Source organism: Actinacidiphila yeochonensis CN732, from assembly GCF_000745345.1.
In the GTDB taxonomy this organism is placed as follows: domain Bacteria; phylum Actinomycetota; class Actinomycetes; order Streptomycetales; family Streptomycetaceae; genus Actinacidiphila; species Actinacidiphila yeochonensis.
Window position 1 is genome coordinate 765,037 of the sequence record NZ_JQNR01000003.1, and the last position, 16,407, is coordinate 781,443.

Here is a 16,407-nt window from a genome sequence, read left to right on the forward strand (position 1 = left end):
CCCCTCCATCCCCCACCCTCCGTGAGGAGTTGACCGATGCCAGGTCTTCGCAGAAGACGGCTCCACGCCGAACCCGCGTGTACCGGGGCCGCCACCCCGGCCAGGACGCTGAGGCAGCGCCTGCACCGCCCGCTGGCCGCCGTGCTGGGCACGCTGGCGCTGCTGCTGGGCGTGCTCGTGGCGATGCCCGCCACCTCGCAGGCGGCCGGCTCGCTGCCCTGCGACCTCTACGCCGCCGGCGGCACCCCGTGCGTGGCCGCGCACAGCACCACCCGGGCGCTGCTGTCCTCGTACAACGGGCCGCTCTACCAGGTCACCCGCGCCTCGGACGGCGCCACGCAGGACATCGGGCTGCTCGCGCAGGGCGGATACGCCAACGCGGAGGCGCAGGACCAGTTCTGCGGCGGCACCACCTGCCGGATCACCAAGGTCTACGACCAGTCCGGGCGCCACAACGACCTGCTGCCCGGTCCGGCCGGCGGCGCGGGCGGCGCGGACCGGGGCGCCGACGCCAGCGAGATCTCGGTCAGCGCGGGCGGCCACAAGGTCTACGGCATCTGGATCTCCCCGGGCGTCGGCTACCGCTACACCGGCGTGGCCTCCGGGGTCGCCGTCAACGGCCAGGCCGAGGGCGCCTACATGGTGGCCAGCGGCACCCACGTCGGCTCGGACTGCTGCTTCGACTACGGCAACGCCGAGAGCACCCCGTACGACACCGGCAACGGCCACATGGACGCCCTGAGCATCGCCACCACCTGCTTCTTCGCCCCGTGCACCGGCAGCGGCCCCTGGGTCGAGGCCGACATGGAGAACGGCATGTTCCAGGGGAACAACGGCTCCAACACCGCCAACCAGGGCAACTCCAGCGCCTTCGTCACCGCCGTACTGAAGGACAACGGGCAGACGGCGTACGCGCTCAAGGGCGGCAACTCCCAATCGGGAAGCCTGAGTACGTGGTGGAGCGGCGCGCTACCGACGCGCGGCGGCTACCAGCCGATGCACCAGGAGGGCGGCATCATCCTGGGCACCGGCGGGGACAACAGCAACCGCAACATGGGCACGTTCTTCGAGGGCGTGATGGTCTCCGGCTACCCGAGCGACGCCACCGAGAACGCCGTCCAGGCGAACGTCGTCTCGGTCGGCTACTCCGGTGAGACCAATGTGCCCAACGGCCCCGCCGGCACCGTCACCGGCCCCGGCGGGCAGTGCGTGGACGTGGCCGCGGACGACACCGGTGTGAACGGCACGGCCGTGCAGCTGTGGAACTGCCAGTCGTACGCCGAGGACCAGCACTGGACGCACAACGCGAACGGCTCGCTGTCCACGATCGGCCGCTGCCTGGACATCAACGGCAACGGCACCGCGAACAACACGCAGGTCGAGCTCTGGGACTGCAACGGCGTCGGCGGCCAGAAGTGGGTCCAGCAGGCCGACGGGTCGCTTCTCAACCCGCAGTCCGGCCGCTGCCTGGACTCGCCCAGCGGCGCCACCGCCAACGGCACCCGGCTCCAGATCTACGACTGCAACGGCTCGGCGGCGCAGAAGTTCTCGGTCAACGGCGGCGCCCCGATCGCCGCGCCCGGCGGAAGCTGCGTGGACGTCGCCTCCGACGACATCGGAGTCGACGGCACGGCGGTGCAGCTGTGGGGCTGCCAGAGCTGGGCGGTCGACCAGCACTGGTACCACAACTCCAACAGCTCGCTGGAGACGCTGGGCCGCTGCCTGGACATCAACGGCAACGGGACGGCCAACGGCACGCAGGTCGAGCTGTGGGACTGCAACGGCGTCGGCGGCCAGGTGTGGCAGCAGCGCTCCGACGGGTCGCTGTACAACCCGCAGTCCGGCCGCTGCCTCGACGACCCCAGCGGCGCCACCGCCAACGGCACCCGGCTCCAGATCTACGACTGCAACGGGACGGCGTCCCAGAAGTTCACCCTGGGCTGAGACCGACGGGCCCGGGTCCGGGTCCGGTTCCGCACGGGTCCGCCCCGCGGCGCCTCCCGGCGTCGCGGGGCGGTCGTACGTCCGGGGCGGCCGGGGTGCGGCGGCCGGCCGGGTGCCTTGGCGGTCCGGGCCCAGCCGGGCCACCCTGGGAGGTGGCACGCAATCCACCGGCGGTACGGCGCCGCGGCGGCGCACCGCCCGACCCGGAAGGTGGCGAGGGCCATGCGCGCACACGTCGGCGACCGACTCGTCGTCGAGAGCCCCACGACGGAGACGGCCAGGCGCGAGGGGCGGATCGTCGGCTGCCGCCACGCGGACGGCACGCCCCCCTACGACGTGCGGTGGTCCGACAGCGACCACGTGACCACCGTCTACCCCGGCCCGGACGCGCACGTGCGGCCGGAGCGGGAGGCGGCCTCCGGTTCCTGAACCCCGCGAGCCGCGTCGCCCGGCTCCGCGATCTGAGCCGCTCAGCCGCTCAGCCGCTTTTCAGCGGTCGAGGTCCTTGGTGACGAAGACGTAGTGCGGGCCGCTGGGCTCCAGGACGAACTCCTCACCGAGCGCGGTGAAGCCGAAGTGCTCGTAGAAGCCAGCCGCCGAGGTGCGGCCGTTGCACCACGCCAGCCCGGCGCCGCGGGCCGCGCTCTCCCGCAGGCCGGCCAGCAGCGCGGCGGCGCCGAAACCCCGCCCGCGCACGTCCACGGCGCTGCCCATGCCGCGGAAGCGGTAGGCGGGCGCGGCCTCGCCGGGCATCGGGTCCGGGAAGAAGGTCACGCAGCCGCGCACGGCGCCCTCGTCGTCGTACGCGGCTATGTGGAAGGTGTCGCCGCGCGCGTCCTCCGGGTAGACGGCGGCCTCGCGCGGCATCCCGGTGCGCAGCACCGCCCACCGCAGCTCGAAGATCTCCTCGACGGGTACGACGGCTGTGCGCATGGGGGTGTCCTTCTCGACTTCGCTGGTCAGTCCAGGAACGAGGCTAGCGGCACCGCCGGGTCGGCCAGCGCCTCGGGGTCGACCGGGCGGCGGCCGCGGACCAGCTGCTGGATCGGGTCGGTGACGTCCCACACGTTGACGTTCATGCCGGCCAGCACCCGGTTCCCCGCGTCCAGCCAGAACGCGACGAACTCGCGCTTGCCGACGTCGCCCCGGCAGACCACCTGCTCGTAGGAGCCCGGCGGGGCGTACCCGGAGTACTCCATGCCCAGGTCGAACTGGTCGGAGAAGAAGTACGGCACCCGGTCGTAGGAGACCTCCTTGCCGAGCATGGCGCGGGCGGCGGCCGGACCGCCGTTGAGCGCGTTCGCCCAGTGCTCGACCCGCAGCCGCCCGCCCAGCAGGGGGTGCTCGGCGTTGGCGACGTCGCCGGCCGCGAAGATGTCCGGGTCGGAGGTGCGCAGCGAGGCGTCGACCGCGATGCCGCCGCCCTCCGCGCGGGAGGTCATCGCGAGGCCGGCCGACTCCGCCAGCGCGGTGCGCGGCGCCGCGCCGATCGCGGCCAGCACGTCGTGCGCGGGGTGCTCGGTGCCGTCGTCGGTGACCGCGGCCAGCACCATGCCGTCCTGGCCGGTGATCTCGGTCAGGCGGGCGCCGAAGTGGAAGCGGACGCCGTGCTCGGTGTGCAGGTCGGTGAAGACGGAGCCGATCTCCGGGCCGAGCACGGAGTGCAGCGGGGTGGGCGCGGACTGCACGACGGTCACCTCGGCGCCGTAGCCGCGGGCGGCCGCCGCGACCTCCAGGCCGATCCAGCCGGCCCCGGCGATCACCAGGTGGCCGTTCTCCCGGCCGAGGTTGGACAGCACGTTCTTCAGCCGCTCGGAGTGGGCCAGCCGGCGCAGGTGGTGGACGCCGGCGAGGTCGGTGCCGGGGATGTCGAGACGGCGCGGCTCGGCACCGGTGGCCAGCAGCAGCTTGTCGTAGTGCAGGACCGTGCCGTCGCCGAGGGTGACGGTGTGGGCGGCCCGGTCGAGGTGCACGACGGGCTGGCCGAGGTGCAGCTCGACGTCGTGCTCGGCATACCAGGTGGCGGACTCGACGAAGACGGAGTCGCGCTCCGCCGCGCCGGTCAGGAAGCCCTTGGACAGCGGCGGCCGCTCGTAGGGATGGTCGCGCTCGTCGCCGACCAGTATCACCCGGCCGGTGAAACCCTCGGAGCGCAGCGTCTCGGCGGCCTTCGCTCCCGCGAGCCCGGCTCCGACGATCACGAACGTCTGGTGCGCGTCCACCACAGTGTGCCTCCCCGGCGGGTTTGTCCGTTGCCCTGCTGCTGTGCCCGGCTGTTGTGCCCTGTCGCTGTGCCCGGCTGTTGTCCGCTGTGCCCTGCTGCTGCCTGTCGGTGTGCCTGCTGCCGTGCGTGCCTGGTGATGTCCTGCTGGTGTTCTGCCGGTGTTCTGCCGACTGCCGGCAGGTGCCGTGCTCGTGTCCTGCCGGCGCCGTACGGGAGCCTGTGCCCCTGCTGAGCGTCCCGCACGGCGACCCGCGCGGGAAGAGCGCCGCGCCGACCGCGTCGGCGGGGACCGGCGGGGGCCCGCGGCGGGCAGGTGTGCGATCTTACGGTCCCACCCGCCGGCCCGGAGCCCCAGCCACCCCAGAAACCCCAGGAAACCCAGGAGGGCCGATCACCCTCGGCCGGCCAGCCGGGCGTGGAGGGCCACGGCCGCGGCGTCGGTCAGCGAGGCGAGCTGGTCGACGACGGCCCGACGCCGGCCCGACTCGTCCCCGGCCGCCTCGTGGAGCGCCCTGAACTGCGGGTCGAGCCCGTCGGGGGCGCGGTCGAGCAGGGCCGCGGCCAGCTCCCCGATCACCACCCGCTGCTCGGCGCGGCGCCGGGCCTGCGCGGCGTGCTGCATGACGTACCGGTCGGCCACCGCCTTCAGCACGGCGCACTCCATCCGCTGGTCCCTGGGCACCACCAGCTCGGCCCGGTACCGGGTCAGCGGCGCCGTGCCGTAGCGGGCGCGGGTGGCGGCCTCGGCGGCCAGGCAGAAACGGCCGATGAGCTGCGACGCGGCGTCCTTGAGCCGGGCTTGGGCGAGCGCGGAGCCGTCGTAGCGCGCGGGCCACCACGGCTGGGCCAGCAGCCGGTCCAGGGCGGCGCCCAGCTCCTCCTGCGAGGTGCCCGGAGGGGCGTAGCGGGCGGTCACGCAGGCGAACACCTCGGCCCGCTCCGGGGCGGAGCCGAGCGCCCGGGGGTCGATGTGCCCCGCTTGGAGGCCGTCCTCCACGTCGTGCACGGAGTAGGCGACGTCGTCGGCCCAGTCCATCACCTGCGCCTCGAAGCAGCGGCGGCCCTCGGGCGCGCCCGCGCGCAGCCAGCGGAAGACCGGCAGGTCGTCCTCGTACACGCCGAACTTGGGGCTGTCCGGCCCGTCCGGGTGGGCGCCGCGCCGCCACGGGTACTTGGTGGCGGCGTCCAGCGCCGCCCTGGTCAGGTTCAGGCCGACGCTGACCAGGGGCTCGCCGCCGGTACCGTCCCCGGCGGGTGGCCGCGGCGCGAACCGCTTCGGCTCGATCCGGGTGAGCAGGCGCAGGCTCTGCGCGTTGCCCTCGAAGCCGCCGCAGGACTCGGCGAACTCCGCCAGTACCTCCTCTCCGTTGTGCCCGAACGGCGGGTGCCCCAGGTCGTGCGCGAGGCAGGCCGTCTCCACCAGATCGGGGTCGCAGCCCAGGGCCGCGCCCAGCTCCCGCCCGACCTGCGCGCACTCCAGCGAGTGCGTCAACCGGGTGCGCGGGCTCGTCCCCGTCAGCGCCCCCGCCCCTGCGCTCAGGTCCACCACCTGCGTCTTCCCGGCCAGCCGGCGCAGCGCGGCCGAGTGCAGCACCCGCGCCCGGTCCCGTTGGAAGGCGGTCCGGCCCGGCCGTTTGTCCGGCTCGGCCACGTACCGCGCCAGGTCCTCGGACAGGTACAGCCCCTCGGTGGCACCCTCCGCCGCCTCCCACGACTCCGCGCGTCCGATCGGCTCCATACCCCGACCGTAGCCCGCCCCGCCGGCCGCGCCCGTCGCGAGCGGGGGAGGCGTCTCAGGCGCGGGCGCGTCTGCCAGGGCCGGCCGCCGGGGTGGCGTCGAAGGTGTGCCGGGCCTGCTCGACGCGGTCCAGGTTGGCGTCCGCCCACTCGGCGAGGTGCGCGAAGACCGGGGCGAGGCTGCGCCCGAGGTCGCTGATCTCGTACTCCACCCGGGGCGGTACCTCCGCGTAGTAGGTGCGGATCACCAGGCCGTCCCGCTCCATCTGGCGCAGCCGCTGCGTGAGCACCTTCGCGGTGATGGTGCCCACCCGGCGCTGGAGCTCCACGAACCGCTGCCGGCCGTAGGCGTGCAGCGTCCAGAGGATCGGGGTGGTCCACCGGCTGAAGACCATCTCCACCACTGCGCCGACCGGGCAGGCCGGCCCTGCCGGAACGCCTATCGGCGGGCGCGGCGGAGCCTTCTCCTTGCGGACCGCCGCCACCCGGCCCGTGCCGTCGGCCGTGGCCACCTCGCCGGTCCCGGACCGCGCCCGCAGCCGTGGGCCGGCCACCTTCGGCGCCCCCGGCACCACGGATGGCGCGGACGACACGGCCGACACGGCCGAGACCGTCGCCACCGTCGATACCGCGGATACTGATGGACCCGCCGACACAGCGGCCGCGGCCGCCATGGTCTTCGCCACCACGATCTCCTCCAATGGTCTCAATCGTTTCTTTCGGATACTGAAATCACCGCCGACACGGCGGGGAGCCTCCGCCGCCGACCGCGCCTGGCAGAGCGGCAGAAGAACCCGACATCGCCGCGTCGCACCCCGCACCCGCACCCCGCACCCACCCCGCTCGCCTCACCCGGAACCGCTCCCCGCGACCCCGCCCTCCCGCTGCCTCCAGACCTCTGCCCGCACCCTCGTTCGCCCACACGTTTTGTCACTCTTGCTCCGCATTCGTGAGATCTCCCTACCGGTACGGCGACCACCACGACGGGCGGCGCGCCCGGACGGGCCGGCACCGCGCACCGCGCACCGCCCCCGCCGCGACACGCGCCGGGGCGGGACCGCCACCCGGCTGGGCGAAGGCGCGTTCATCCGTTCGGGTGGCGTCCGGGATGATCCGTCGGACGGCGGAATTCCTGTGCGGCTGGCGGCCGTTGAAAGGACATGACTGTTGACGTTGTGGAACGGATCGGCCGTGTCGGAGTGTGGACGCAGCTGCTGAGCAGGGCCGAGCCGCAGTTCCAGGAGGAGAACGCCGAGGCCGCGGCGGAGCTGGACGAGCTGGGGTTCGGCACGCTCTGGCTCGGCGGCTCCCCCGCGGTCGAGCGCGCGGCTCCGCTGCTCGCGGCCACCCGGCGGATCACCGTGGCCACCGGCATCCTCAGCGTCTGGAGCAAGGACGCCGCCTCCGTCGCGCAGGACGTCGCGGCGCTGGGGTCGTCCGGAGCCGAGCGGTTCCTGCTGGGGCTGGGCGTCAGCCACGGCCCCATGACCCCTGGCTACGGGCGGCCGATGGAGAAGATGGCCGAGTTCCTGGACGGATTGGACGGCGCCGGGCAGCCGGTGCCGTCGGAGCAGCGGGTGCTGGCCGCGCTCGGCCCGAAGATGCTGGAGCTCTCGGCGCGGCGCTCGGCCGGAGCCCACCCCTACCTCGTCACGGTGGAGCATGTGGCGCGCTCCCGCGAGGTGCTGGGCAAGGGCAAGGTGCTCGCCCCGGAGCTCGGCGTGGTGCTGGACGCGGACCGGGCGCGGGCCCGGGAGACCGCGCGCGGCGCACTGTCCCCCTACCTCGGCCTGCCCAACTACACCAGGAACTGGCTGCGGCTGGGCTTCACCGAGGAGGATCTGGCGAACGGCGGCAGCGACACGCTGCTGGACGCGCTCTTCGTCCTCGGGGACACCGCCGACGTCCGTACCCGCGTGGCCGCCTTCCACGAGGCGGGCGCGGACCACGTGGCCCTCCAGGTGATCCGCCGGGACGGCACGCTGCCCCGGGAGGAGTGGCGCCAGCTCGCGCAGGCACTGCCCATCAGGTGAACCGGCCGGGGCCGCCGCCCTCCGTGCCCGAGGGCGCTCCGTCCCCGGCAGGCTGGCGGGGAAGGGCGCTGGTGGAAGGGCGCTATCCGCGGTCGGGCACGACGGCCCCCGAGGGCAGTCCCTCCGCCACGTACGCGTCGTAGTGCTCCTGCCACGCCCCCTCGCCGCCCCGGGGCGGGGCGGGGGCACCGGCGGCGCGGGCGCCGAGGGCGGCCAGGCACAGGTCCCAGCCGGCGGCGTTGCGGGCGGCGGCGTCCTCGGCCTCCAGGAAATCGGTGAAGCTCAGCCTGGTGCGGGCGCCGTCGAGCCGGGTCAGCTCGAAGCGCAGTTCGTCGCCGCCCCAGTCGTAGGCGAGCAGGCGCGGCGGGTCGAGCGCGGTGACCCGCCCGGCCACCACGGCGCCGGGCGCGTTCCGGTCGCCCGAGAAGGTGGCCGCACCACCCATCACCAGGTCGAGGGTGACCTCGGGGAAGGGGAACCAGTGGGCGAGTTCGGCGGGATCGCTGACCAGCGCCCACACGCGATCGATCGGAAGGTCGTAGATCCGCTCGAACAGGACCGTCGGGCGGCCGTCCTCGTTCTGGCGGAAAGTGCCGCGCTCAGTGGGGGTCGTCATGGCTGCGCTGCTTCCTCCATCTGCTGACGGGCGTCCGCCGGCCGTCCCACGCCCGCTGACCGGCTTGCCCGCTGACCGGCTTGCCGGCTGATCGGCTGACCCGCCGGCCGGCGCCGCCCGGCGTTGCGTCGACTCCGTGTCGGCCCGGTGTCCTCCTTCCCCACGCGTGCCCGCAGCGAGCCCGGACATGCACCGGGCGACAGCCGGGGCGGGCGCCAGAGGGGAAAGGCTGAGGGGAAAGGCGGAGGGGAAGGCGTACGCGCGGGCAGGCGGGGAGCCCGGTGCGCGCCGACCCGCACGGCGGCGGCCCATGGCAGGTCTCGGCGCCCACGCCTCCAACCTGCCGCCCAGCGCGTCCGGCGGTCAAGGCGTACACGCGGGGCGGCCGCCGTCCGTGTGGGCGTCAGGCGCCGGCGACGGTTACCACGGGCTCGTGGCGGACGGGGAAGTTGACGGAGTTGGCGATGAAGCACAGGTGGTGGGCGCGCTCGTGGAGGGCGATCGCCTGTTCCGCCATGTCGGCCGAGGCCACCTGGACGACCGGGCGGAGCACGGCCTCGGTGAAGCGGCCCCCGCCGTCGCCGGTCTCCACCATGGTTCCGGACGCCTGGTCGGTGTAGGCCGTCACCACGACACCGCCCACCGCGCACACGTGCAGATACGACAGCAGGTGGCACTGGGACAGCGCCGCGAGCAGCAGCTGCTCCGGGTTCCAGCGGTCGGCGTCCCCGCGGAAGTGGGGGTCGGCCGAGCCGGAGATGGCGGGCAGGCCGGGCGCGGCGACCTCGTGGGTACGGCGGTAGGAGCGGTAGGTGTCGGTTCCGGTGCCGAGGTTCCCGGTCCAGGTGAGGTCGGTGCGGTAGGTGTGCTGTCCGGCGCTTGGCATGGGGGTGCGGCCTCTTCTTCCGTTCGTGGGCGTTCTATGGACGTTGACGGGCGAGCGGGGCGGTGGGCGCGGGCGGGGCGCCGGCCCACGGCTCCCTCGCACCGGAGAGCCCGTACCGGCGACGGCACCGGTGCCCCGGAAGTGTAGGCGTAGGCGCCCCGAGTCCAGCCTGCCCCTTACCGGACGGGGGTGGCGCCGTGCCCGTCGAGGGCCCGCGCCACCCCGGTCTCGCGGGGGCCGAGGAAACGCGGGTCCGGCTTCGCCAGCACGTCGAACGCGGCCTTGCCGGCGGCCAGCACCTCGCGTGATCCGCTCGCGTACCAGGTGGCGTCGTGCCGCTCGGCGACCCCCACGCCGTACGCGTCGATCCCGGCGGCCGCGCACAGCGCGAGGGCGCGCCGGATGTGGAAGTCCTGGCTGACGAGGACCGCGCGGTCCACCCCGAACACGCGCTTGGCGCGGGTACAGGAGTCCCAGGTGTCGAAGCCCGCGTAGTCGGCGACGATCCGGCCGGCCGGCACGCCGTGCGCGGCGAGGTACGTGCGCATGGCGTCCGGTTCGTCGTATGTGGTGCGGCTGTTGTCGCCGGTCACCAGGAGGACCTCGACCTTCCCGGCCCGGTAGAGGCGGATCGCCGCGTCCAGCCGGTGCGCCAGGTACGCGGACGGCCGCCCGTTGTCCAGCCCGGCGCCGAACACCACGGCCACCGGCTCGGCGGGCACGTCGGCGACCGACCGCACCCGCCCGCCCTCGTCGAGCCGCAGCCAGGTCGCGGGCAGGAGCGCCAGCACGCAGGCCGCGACGGTCCAGCGCAGCAACCGGCGCCGGCCCTGCCGGGTACGCGGCAGCCGCGGCAGGCGCGGTACGAGGCGGCGCCGCCGTGCGCCCTCCCGCCCAGCGACCGGCTCGGCGGCAACCGCTCCGGCCGCTCCGGCGGCTCCGCCCCGCCCGGGTCCGCAGCGGCTCCGTCCCGCCCGGGCCGCCCGCGGCCACCTCGGGGCCGCCGCCCGCCAAGCCCGCCCAACCAGCCGAACCGGCCGAACCCGCCGCCGGCCGAACCGTTCCGCCACGTCTGCCCCCTCGTCGTCACCCGCCCGCGCGCCGGGCACCCGCACCCCGCCGCCGTACCCGCCGCCCGCGCCCGCGTACCGCCGTCGGCCGCGCTGTCACCGCCCTGCGGCGCACCATGGCCCGCCGAACGGTGTCCGGCGCCCTACCGAAGAGATGGCGCCGCGGCTCGTTCGGTTGCCCCCGCGGGCCCCCGGCCGGGCACGCGTCACGCCTTGGCGCGCAGCCGCCGGAGCATGCGGGCGTCCTGGAAGCCGACCGCGCGGGCGGCGGACTCGACGGTGGAGCCGTGGGAGATCAGGTGCTCCGCGCGCTCCAGCCGCAGTTCCTGCTGGTAGCGCAGCGGGGTGAGGCCGGTGGACGCGGTGAAGCGGCGGGTCAGGGTGCGTTCGCTGAGGCCGGCCTCGACCGCGAGGCCGGCCAGCGCGAGCCGCTCCGCGTAGCGGGTGTCGATGAGGTCCTGGACGCGGTGGACGCTGTCGCTGAGATGGGCGCGGTGCCGCAGCATGGCGCTGGCCTGCCGTTCGTCGCCGTTGCGCCGGGCGTAGACGACCATCTCGCGGGCCACCCGCGCGGCGGCCGCGGGCCCGTGCCGGACCGCCAGCAGGTGGAGCGCGAGGTCGATGCCGCTGGCGATGCCGGCGGAGGTGACGACCCGCCCGTCGACGACGAAGAGCACGTCCCGTACGACCACGGCCTTCGGGTAGCGGCGGGCGAGTTCGTCCTGCACCTCGTGGTGGGTGGTGCAGCGGCGGCCGTCGAGCAGCCCGGCGCTGCCCAGCGCGTCGGCGCCCGCGCAGATGCTGGCGACGGTGCCGCCGGCGTCGTGGTGGGCGCGCACCCGCCGCAGCGTGGCCTCGGTGAGCGCTCCCGCGCCGCGTCCGCTCCGCCAGCGCCAGCCGGGGACGACCAGCAGGTCGCGGGGGTCCAGCCGCGGCCAGCTGAGGGCGGCGCGGACCGGCAGGCCCTGCGCGGTGGGGATGTCCTCCTGCTCGGCGACGTAGTCCAGGCGGTAGCCGAGTCCGTACCCGGCGGCCGTGGCGAACACCTGCGCGGGACCGGCGAGGTCGAGCAGGTGCACCTCCGGGACGAGGAGGAAGACCACCCGGGTCACGATCCGGTCAGCTCCTCGACGGTGGCGACGGTGGCGAAACGTCCGGCCAGAGCGTAGCGCGTGCGCTCGATGACCACCGCCGGCGGCAGGGTGGCGGGGTCGGCGAGCACCTGTTCGTAGGGGCGTCCGGCGGGGGCGTCGGGGTCGGGCAGCGGCTCGGTCGCGGTGGCGTCGATGGCGATGGTGGTGGCGTAGCCGAGGTCGGCGGCGAGCCGGGTGGTGGTCTCCACGCACTGCTCGGTGCGGATGCCGCACGTGGTCACCGCGTGGACGCCGTGCTCGGTGAGGAGCTGTTGGAGGTTGGTGGTGGTGAAGGCGTTGTGCGAGGTCTTGGTGAGGACGGGTTCGCCGTCGGCGGCGGCCAGCGGCGCCATGAGCCGCACGTGGCCGAGCTGCGGGTCGAAGGCGGTCCCGGTACCGGGTTCGGCGTGCAGCACCCACACGACGAGGTCCCGCCCGGCGCGGGCGTGCTCGACGAGCTTCGCGACCTGGTGGGCGACGCCGGGGTCGGAGGCGTGCTTCCAGCTCTCGCGCTGCCGGAAGGACTCCTGGACGTCGATGACGATCAGGGCCCTGCCGGTGGCGGGGCCGGTGCCGGGTTCCGTGGTGGTGGCCATGGACCGATCCTCGCGCCGCGCGGGGGCGCCGCGACAGACCCGATCGGGCCCGGTACCGGACCGATCCGGTCAGCACGGCAGAGCACGGTGCGGGGATCGCCGATCCCCCCGTCCACCTCGATCCCCGCCTATCCCCCGAGCCCCCTCGATTCCTCCCGAGCCCCGATCCCCTCCCCGCGCCGGGCCCCGAGGGCCCGGACCAGCCGGCCGCCGCACCCGGGGACGGGCTGGGGCGCGGGCGCGGTCACCAAGGATGGTCGGCGAGGTGGGCGGCGATCCGCTCGCGGTCCCAGCGGCCGTCGGCGACCACCAGCCGGTAGGCCAGCCGCAGCGTGGCGCCCGGGGCGAGCGGCGGCTGCCGTTCGAGGGCCGGCCGCGGGTCCACGACGGGCGCCCGGCCGTGCCGCACCCGCCAGTACGGCGCGCCGCCGGGCAGCCGCGGATCGGCCGCGAAGACGAGGGTGACGGGGTGGCGGCCGGGTCGTCCGGCGGGCTGTCCGCCGCGGCGTCCGGCCGGGTCGGGCTCCCGGCCGGCCGGCTCCGCGCCGAGGAGTTCCGTGCCCGACGGTGCCGCGCCTGACGGTGCCGTGCCTGTCAGCACGGTGCCCACTCGTTCCACGGCCGGTACGGGGCCCGCCGGTTCCGCGGCCGGTTCCGCGCCGAACTCCCCGGTGAAGGCCAGCCAGGGCGCGCGGGCGCCCGCCTCGACGGGACCGGAGCCGGCCGGCTGTGTCACCGCTCCCCCGGCCACGCCCTCCGGGCCGCGCCAGAAGAAGCCGCAGTGGCCAGGGAGTTCGCGGCCGAACGGGGCTGCTCCGGCGAAGTGCAGGGGCTCGCCTGCGGTGTTGCGCAGCTCTGTGGCGAACTCCAGGGTCCAGCTTCCCCCTTCGGGCTCCAGGTCGAGCACCTGCCAGCGGCGTGCCTCCGTGACGCGGTGGCGGCCGTCGGCGGCGTACCAGTCGAGGGTCGCGGTGAAGACCGTGCGCCCGCCGGCGGCCAGCGCGGTGAAGCCGGTGTGCTCGGTCCGGTGGGCCGGCCCGAGCGCGGGCCTGGACCAGGAGCCGGGCAGCAGCGCGGCCGCCAGGTGGGCACCGCCGCCCGGGGGACGTGGTCCGGCGACGGGGAGGCCGCGGGGCCGGACCCGCTCCCGGGGCGGCGGTGGTCATGGGGGTGGCGGCCGGTGACGGTACGGCCGGCCAGGCTGCGCAGCGGGTGCGCCCAGGGCACGGGACACTCGTCGGGGTGCAGGTCGGGCCGGTAGTGGTAGCGCAGGATCTCGGTCCCGGCCGCCACCACGGCCAGGGTGTCGCGCGCGCCGTGGACCAGCCGGGGGACCGCGGCGTCCGACCGGGTCCCGCCCGGCGCCCCGGTCCCGGCCGGTGTCCCGGCCCCGGTCGCCGACCGCGTCCCGTTCACCGCGTGCCTCCGCCGTACCCGCCGCCCCGCGCCGGCCGCCCGTACGGGGGCAGCTCCCCAGCCGGGGCGGGGCCCGGACGGCGGGACACGGGCGGCGCGCAGTGCAGGTGGTGGTAGAAGGGGTCGGCCGGTCCCAACTGGCCGCGCCGCACCGGGCGGCCGGTGGCGGCGGCCCGGTGCAGCCCGGTGAGGAGTTCGAGGCCGGCCCGCCGCAAGCCCGCGCCCGGGTGGGGGCGGCGCCCGGCGGGCATCGCGTCGAGGACGGCGGCCAGCGCGCACGGTGGCTCGGACCGGGCGCCGGCGTCCCGCCCGGCGCGCGCGGTGGTGCCCGCCCGGCCGGCCATGGCCAGGGTGAGCCCCCAGGTCCCGCCGAGCCCGCCTCCGCCCACCGCCGCACGCCCGGCCGGGGCGCCTGCCGCCAACCCGCCTGGCCCGACAGCCGGCACCGCGCCGACACCGTCCGACCTGGCCGCCAGGAAGCGCAGTTCGGCCGTTGCCTCGGCGAAGTCCAGCCGCAGCGGCGGCTCCTGTCCGCCGTCGCGCACGGGCGCCGGCAGCACCGTGGCCACCGCCCCGCACGCGAACCACACCAGCAGCGTGGGCACGGCGTCCCCTCCCCGCTGGCCGGGCCGGGCCACCGCGGGCCGCACTTCGGTCCATTCGCCCAGGACCGCCGGCAGCAGCTCCACCAGCTCGGCCCCGCGAGCCGCCGCGCGGTCCGCGCCGTACTCCGGCCGCCGGCCCGCCCCCTCGGCGGCCGACGGCCGGAACCAGGGAACGGCCAGCCGCGCGCCCAGCGGCCGGCCCAGGGCGCCGGAACGGGCGAGCCCCAGCAGGCGGCGCGGCCCGGACTCCAGCAGCAGGTCGCCGGCCACCGAGGCGAACGGGCCGCCCGGCCGCTCGGCCGCGCTGATCCGGTCGTACTCGGCGAGGCAGCGCGCGGGCGGCTGCTCGGCCAGCACCCACGCCCCGGCCCGCAGGCAGCTCAGCACGGCGGCGGTGCGGGCGCTCGCCCCCGTGGCCAGGTGGACGAGTTCGGGGTGCTCCCGGCCGAGCAGCTCCTCCAGCGACCGGTACGCGGCCGGTACGGCGTGCGCGGCGCGGACCCGGCGGGCCATGGCGGCGTCGGCGTCCACCAGCGCGGCCACCTCGACGCGGTGCCGCTGGGCGTGCAGCGCGGGCAGGTGTGCCGCCTCCGCGTCGGGCCCGAGGCCGACCAGGGCGGCGCGGATCCGCCGCGCGGGCACCGGAACGGCGGGGCCGCCTGCCGGCCGGAGGGCGGTGGGAGCGGTGCGGGCCGCCGGGTGGGCGGCGGGTTGCGCGCCGCCCCGCACCGGGGGGTTGCCGGCGGCGCGCGGGGGCGAGGGGACGAGGGTGGGGGGAAGCGACACGCTGGACGACATGGCGCGCCTCGAAGGCTCTCGGAGGTTCGTGAAGGGTGCTCGAAGGCTGAACGGTGCTCAGAGGTACGTGGACGTGATCCGTACGCGGGGGTTCGCGAACGGTGCCCGGGTGGCGGATGACGGCACTCGGTACGTTGTCGGCGTCGGCGTCGGCGTCGGCGTCGGCGTCGGCGTCGGCGTCGGCGTCGGCGAAACATACGGGTCGAATGTTTCGACACCGATTCCGACTCTGCGCGCAGACCATACGGCCGCCCTGATCGGGCGTCAACACCTCGCGCCGTTTTCGCACGTCAGAGTGGCGGGAGCGCTCCCACAGCGCGCTGCTCCCGCCGTCCTCGGGGGTCACCGGGCGCGAAGTCGCGACGCCTGCGGTGCGGCACTGCCGCAGGCCCTGACAGGGGTGCGGCCGGGCGTCGCACCGGAGGCCGGGTGGTGGCGGCCACGGCTGCGGCGAGGGCCGCGGCGGCGCCGTGGACGACCGGCTCGCCGTGGCCGAAGAGTGCCGTGTCCGGGGCGAGTTCGGCCAGACGGCGCAGGGACGCCACGGCCCGGGCACGGTCGGTGTTGAAGACGCCGAGCATGGTGCGGCCCACGTCGGCCACCGCGTCACCGGTGAACAGCACTCCGGGGCCGGGCAGATGGAGGGCCGGCGAGCCGTCGGTGGGGCGGGGCGCGGCGACGACCACCGCTCGGCCGCCGAACGGCAGCACGTCGCCGTCCTCCACCTCGCGGTCCACCCGGCAGGGCGGAGCGGCCGGCAGCGGCGGCAGCGCCGCCATGACGGGCCTCTCCAACTCCTCCAGCACCGGCGGCGCGCCCGCCGCCCCGCTCCGGATCACCGGGGCGTCCAGCCGGTGCGCCACCACCTCCGCGCCGTGCGGCGCGGCGAGCGCGGTGGCGCCGCCGACGTGGTCCTCATGCCCGTGGGTGAGCACGATCCGCGTCAACGGCGTCCCGTCCAGCGCCCGGTGGGTCGCGTCTGCGCGGTCCGCGGTCCCCGTGTCGACCAGGGTGGCCCCGCCGGCCTCACGCCACAGGTAGGCGGCGCCCACGGGGAAGCGCGGCATGGTCAGGCCGGGGAGTACTCCGACGACGTCAGCGGAGTCCATGGCGCCTGCCTGTCCGGCCGGCCGCGCGCGCCGCCGGGTGTTTGCCCCGGGCTCAGCGCGGCACCGACCGCAGCCGTCATCCGGATCGACGGGCACCCGGATCGACGGGGCCACCCAGGTCGCCGGGATCACCGGATCACCGGATCACCGGCGCCACCCGAACCGCGGGTCACCCTCCGGCGCACGCACCGTACTTGACGCGTCGCTCTTCCGTTCGGCGCGCCGCCGCCGCTGTCCCGC

General features: G+C 75.8%; 14 protein-coding genes and 2 pseudogenes. 3 read left to right on the plus strand and 13 right to left on the minus strand.

Annotated elements, in window-relative coordinates; translation table 11 throughout:
- Window positions 1-36: 36 nt before the first annotated feature.
- Together BS72_RS04815 and BS72_RS04820 are read left to right on the plus strand one after the other, a co-directional pair.
- Complete coding sequence (locus BS72_RS04815; RefSeq protein ID WP_037906658.1) at window positions 37-1,944, plus strand: arabinofuranosidase catalytic domain-containing protein; 1,908 nt, start codon at window positions 37-39, stop codon at window positions 1,942-1,944.
- A gap of 222 nt (window positions 1,945-2,166) precedes the next feature.
- Window positions 2,167-2,343 (plus strand): annotated as a pseudogene (locus tag BS72_RS04820) (DUF1918 domain-containing protein); the annotation flags it as partial.
- 90 nt (window positions 2,344-2,433) lie between these two features.
- Here BS72_RS04820 and BS72_RS04825 read toward each other — a convergent pair.
- The 4 genes from BS72_RS04825 to BS72_RS04840 all read right to left on the minus strand — a co-directional run bounded on the left by BS72_RS04825 (window position 2,434) and on the right by BS72_RS04840 (window position 6,300).
- Window positions 2,434-2,877: a GNAT family N-acetyltransferase gene (locus tag BS72_RS04825; protein ID WP_037906663.1), complete on the minus strand. Its 444-nt coding sequence runs from the start codon at window positions 2,875-2,877 to the stop codon at window positions 2,434-2,436.
- Window positions 2,878-2,903: 26 nt separating this feature from the next.
- The gene (locus tag BS72_RS04830; protein WP_037906666.1) at window positions 2,904-4,169 is read right to left on the minus strand and encodes an NAD(P)/FAD-dependent oxidoreductase; all 1,266 of its coding nucleotides are present in this window, start codon (window positions 4,167-4,169) and stop codon (window positions 2,904-2,906) included.
- Window positions 4,170-4,559: 390 nt separating this feature from the next.
- Window positions 4,560-5,906 (minus strand): deoxyguanosinetriphosphate triphosphohydrolase, encoded by a 1,347-nt coding sequence (locus BS72_RS04835; RefSeq protein WP_078901011.1) that lies wholly within the window; start codon window positions 5,904-5,906, stop codon window positions 4,560-4,562.
- 55 nt (window positions 5,907-5,961) lie between these two features.
- The gene (locus BS72_RS04840; protein ID WP_078901090.1) at window positions 5,962-6,300 is read right to left on the minus strand and encodes a winged helix-turn-helix transcriptional regulator; all 339 of its coding nucleotides are present in this window, start codon (window positions 6,298-6,300) and stop codon (window positions 5,962-5,964) included.
- Between the two features lie 765 nt (window positions 6,301-7,065).
- Between BS72_RS04840 and BS72_RS04845 the strand changes: the two genes are divergently transcribed.
- Window positions 7,066-7,938 carry an LLM class F420-dependent oxidoreductase gene (locus BS72_RS04845; protein WP_037906668.1) on the plus strand — a complete coding sequence of 291 codons (873 nt, stop codon included), beginning with the start codon at window positions 7,066-7,068 and terminating at the stop codon, window positions 7,936-7,938.
- Window positions 7,939-8,020: 82 nt separating this feature from the next.
- Here the strand turns inward: BS72_RS04845 and BS72_RS04850 are convergent, their stop codons facing one another.
- The 9 genes and pseudogenes from BS72_RS04850 to BS72_RS04885 form a co-directional block, all read right to left on the minus strand.
- Window positions 8,021-8,554, minus strand: a complete 534-nt coding sequence (locus tag BS72_RS04850) for an SRPBCC domain-containing protein (protein ID WP_037906670.1) — start codon at window positions 8,552-8,554, stop codon at window positions 8,021-8,023.
- Window positions 8,555-8,957: 403 nt separating this feature from the next.
- Entirely contained in the window at window positions 8,958-9,440 is a 483-nt protein-coding gene (locus tag BS72_RS04855) for an OsmC family protein (RefSeq protein WP_037906672.1), read from the minus strand.
- Between the two features lie 176 nt (window positions 9,441-9,616).
- A complete protein-coding gene (locus BS72_RS04860) occupies window positions 9,617-10,297 on the minus strand; it encodes a SanA/YdcF family protein (RefSeq protein ID WP_063835992.1) in 681 nt (226 codons plus the stop codon).
- Window positions 10,298-10,716: 419 nt separating this feature from the next.
- A complete protein-coding gene (locus BS72_RS04865) occupies window positions 10,717-11,622 on the minus strand; it encodes a GlxA family transcriptional regulator (protein WP_037906674.1) in 906 nt (301 codons plus the stop codon).
- On the minus strand, window positions 11,619-12,239 hold the full coding sequence (locus BS72_RS04870; protein WP_051950679.1) for an isochorismatase family protein: 621 nt from the start codon (window positions 12,237-12,239) through the stop codon (window positions 11,619-11,621). Before BS72_RS04870 ends, BS72_RS04865 begins: the two co-directional genes overlap by 4 nt.
- A 244-nt stretch (window positions 12,240-12,483) precedes the next feature.
- Window positions 12,484-13,323, minus strand: a complete 840-nt coding sequence (locus tag BS72_RS04875) for a DUF6807 family protein (protein WP_078901012.1) — start codon at window positions 13,321-13,323, stop codon at window positions 12,484-12,486.
- An 83-nt stretch (window positions 13,324-13,406) separates the two neighbouring features.
- A pseudogene (locus tag BS72_RS39100) lies at window positions 13,407-13,655 on the minus strand (DUF6807 family protein); the annotation flags it as partial.
- Window positions 13,652-15,046 (minus strand): Gfo/Idh/MocA family oxidoreductase, encoded by a 1,395-nt coding sequence (locus BS72_RS37745; protein WP_157856149.1) that lies wholly within the window; start codon window positions 15,044-15,046, stop codon window positions 13,652-13,654. The pseudogene BS72_RS39100 and the gene BS72_RS37745, both read right to left, overlap by 4 nt.
- A 302-nt stretch (window positions 15,047-15,348) precedes the next feature.
- Complete coding sequence (locus BS72_RS04885; protein ID WP_078901013.1) at window positions 15,349-16,167, minus strand: MBL fold metallo-hydrolase; 819 nt, start codon at window positions 16,165-16,167, stop codon at window positions 15,349-15,351.
- Window positions 16,168-16,407: the final 240 nt, after the last annotated feature.

Bases quoted from the DNA above. Each gene is read 5' to 3' on its own strand.
- BS72_RS04840 (WP_078901090.1), bottom strand. From the start codon at position 6,300: ATGGTCTTCAGCCGGTGGACCACCCCGATCCTCTGGACGCTGCACGCC.
- BS72_RS04835 (WP_078901011.1), bottom strand. From the start codon at position 5,906: ATGGAGCCGATCGGACGCGCGGAGTCGTGGGAGGCGGCGGAGGGTGCC.
- BS72_RS04845 (WP_037906668.1), top strand. From the start codon at position 7,066: ATGACTGTTGACGTTGTGGAACGGATCGGCCGTGTCGGAGTGTGGACG.
- BS72_RS04870 (WP_051950679.1), bottom strand. From the start codon at position 12,239: ATGGCCACCACCACGGAACCCGGCACCGGCCCCGCCACCGGCAGGGCC.
- BS72_RS04815 (WP_037906658.1), top strand. From the start codon at position 37: ATGCCAGGTCTTCGCAGAAGACGGCTCCACGCCGAACCCGCGTGTACC.
- BS72_RS04885 (WP_078901013.1), bottom strand. From the start codon at position 16,167: ATGGACTCCGCTGACGTCGTCGGAGTACTCCCCGGCCTGACCATGCCG.
- BS72_RS04850 (WP_037906670.1), bottom strand. From the start codon at position 8,554: ATGACGACCCCCACTGAGCGCGGCACTTTCCGCCAGAACGAGGACGGC.
- BS72_RS04855 (WP_037906672.1), bottom strand. From the start codon at position 9,440: ATGCCAAGCGCCGGACAGCACACCTACCGCACCGACCTCACCTGGACC.
- BS72_RS04825 (WP_037906663.1), bottom strand. From the start codon at position 2,877: ATGCGCACAGCCGTCGTACCCGTCGAGGAGATCTTCGAGCTGCGGTGG.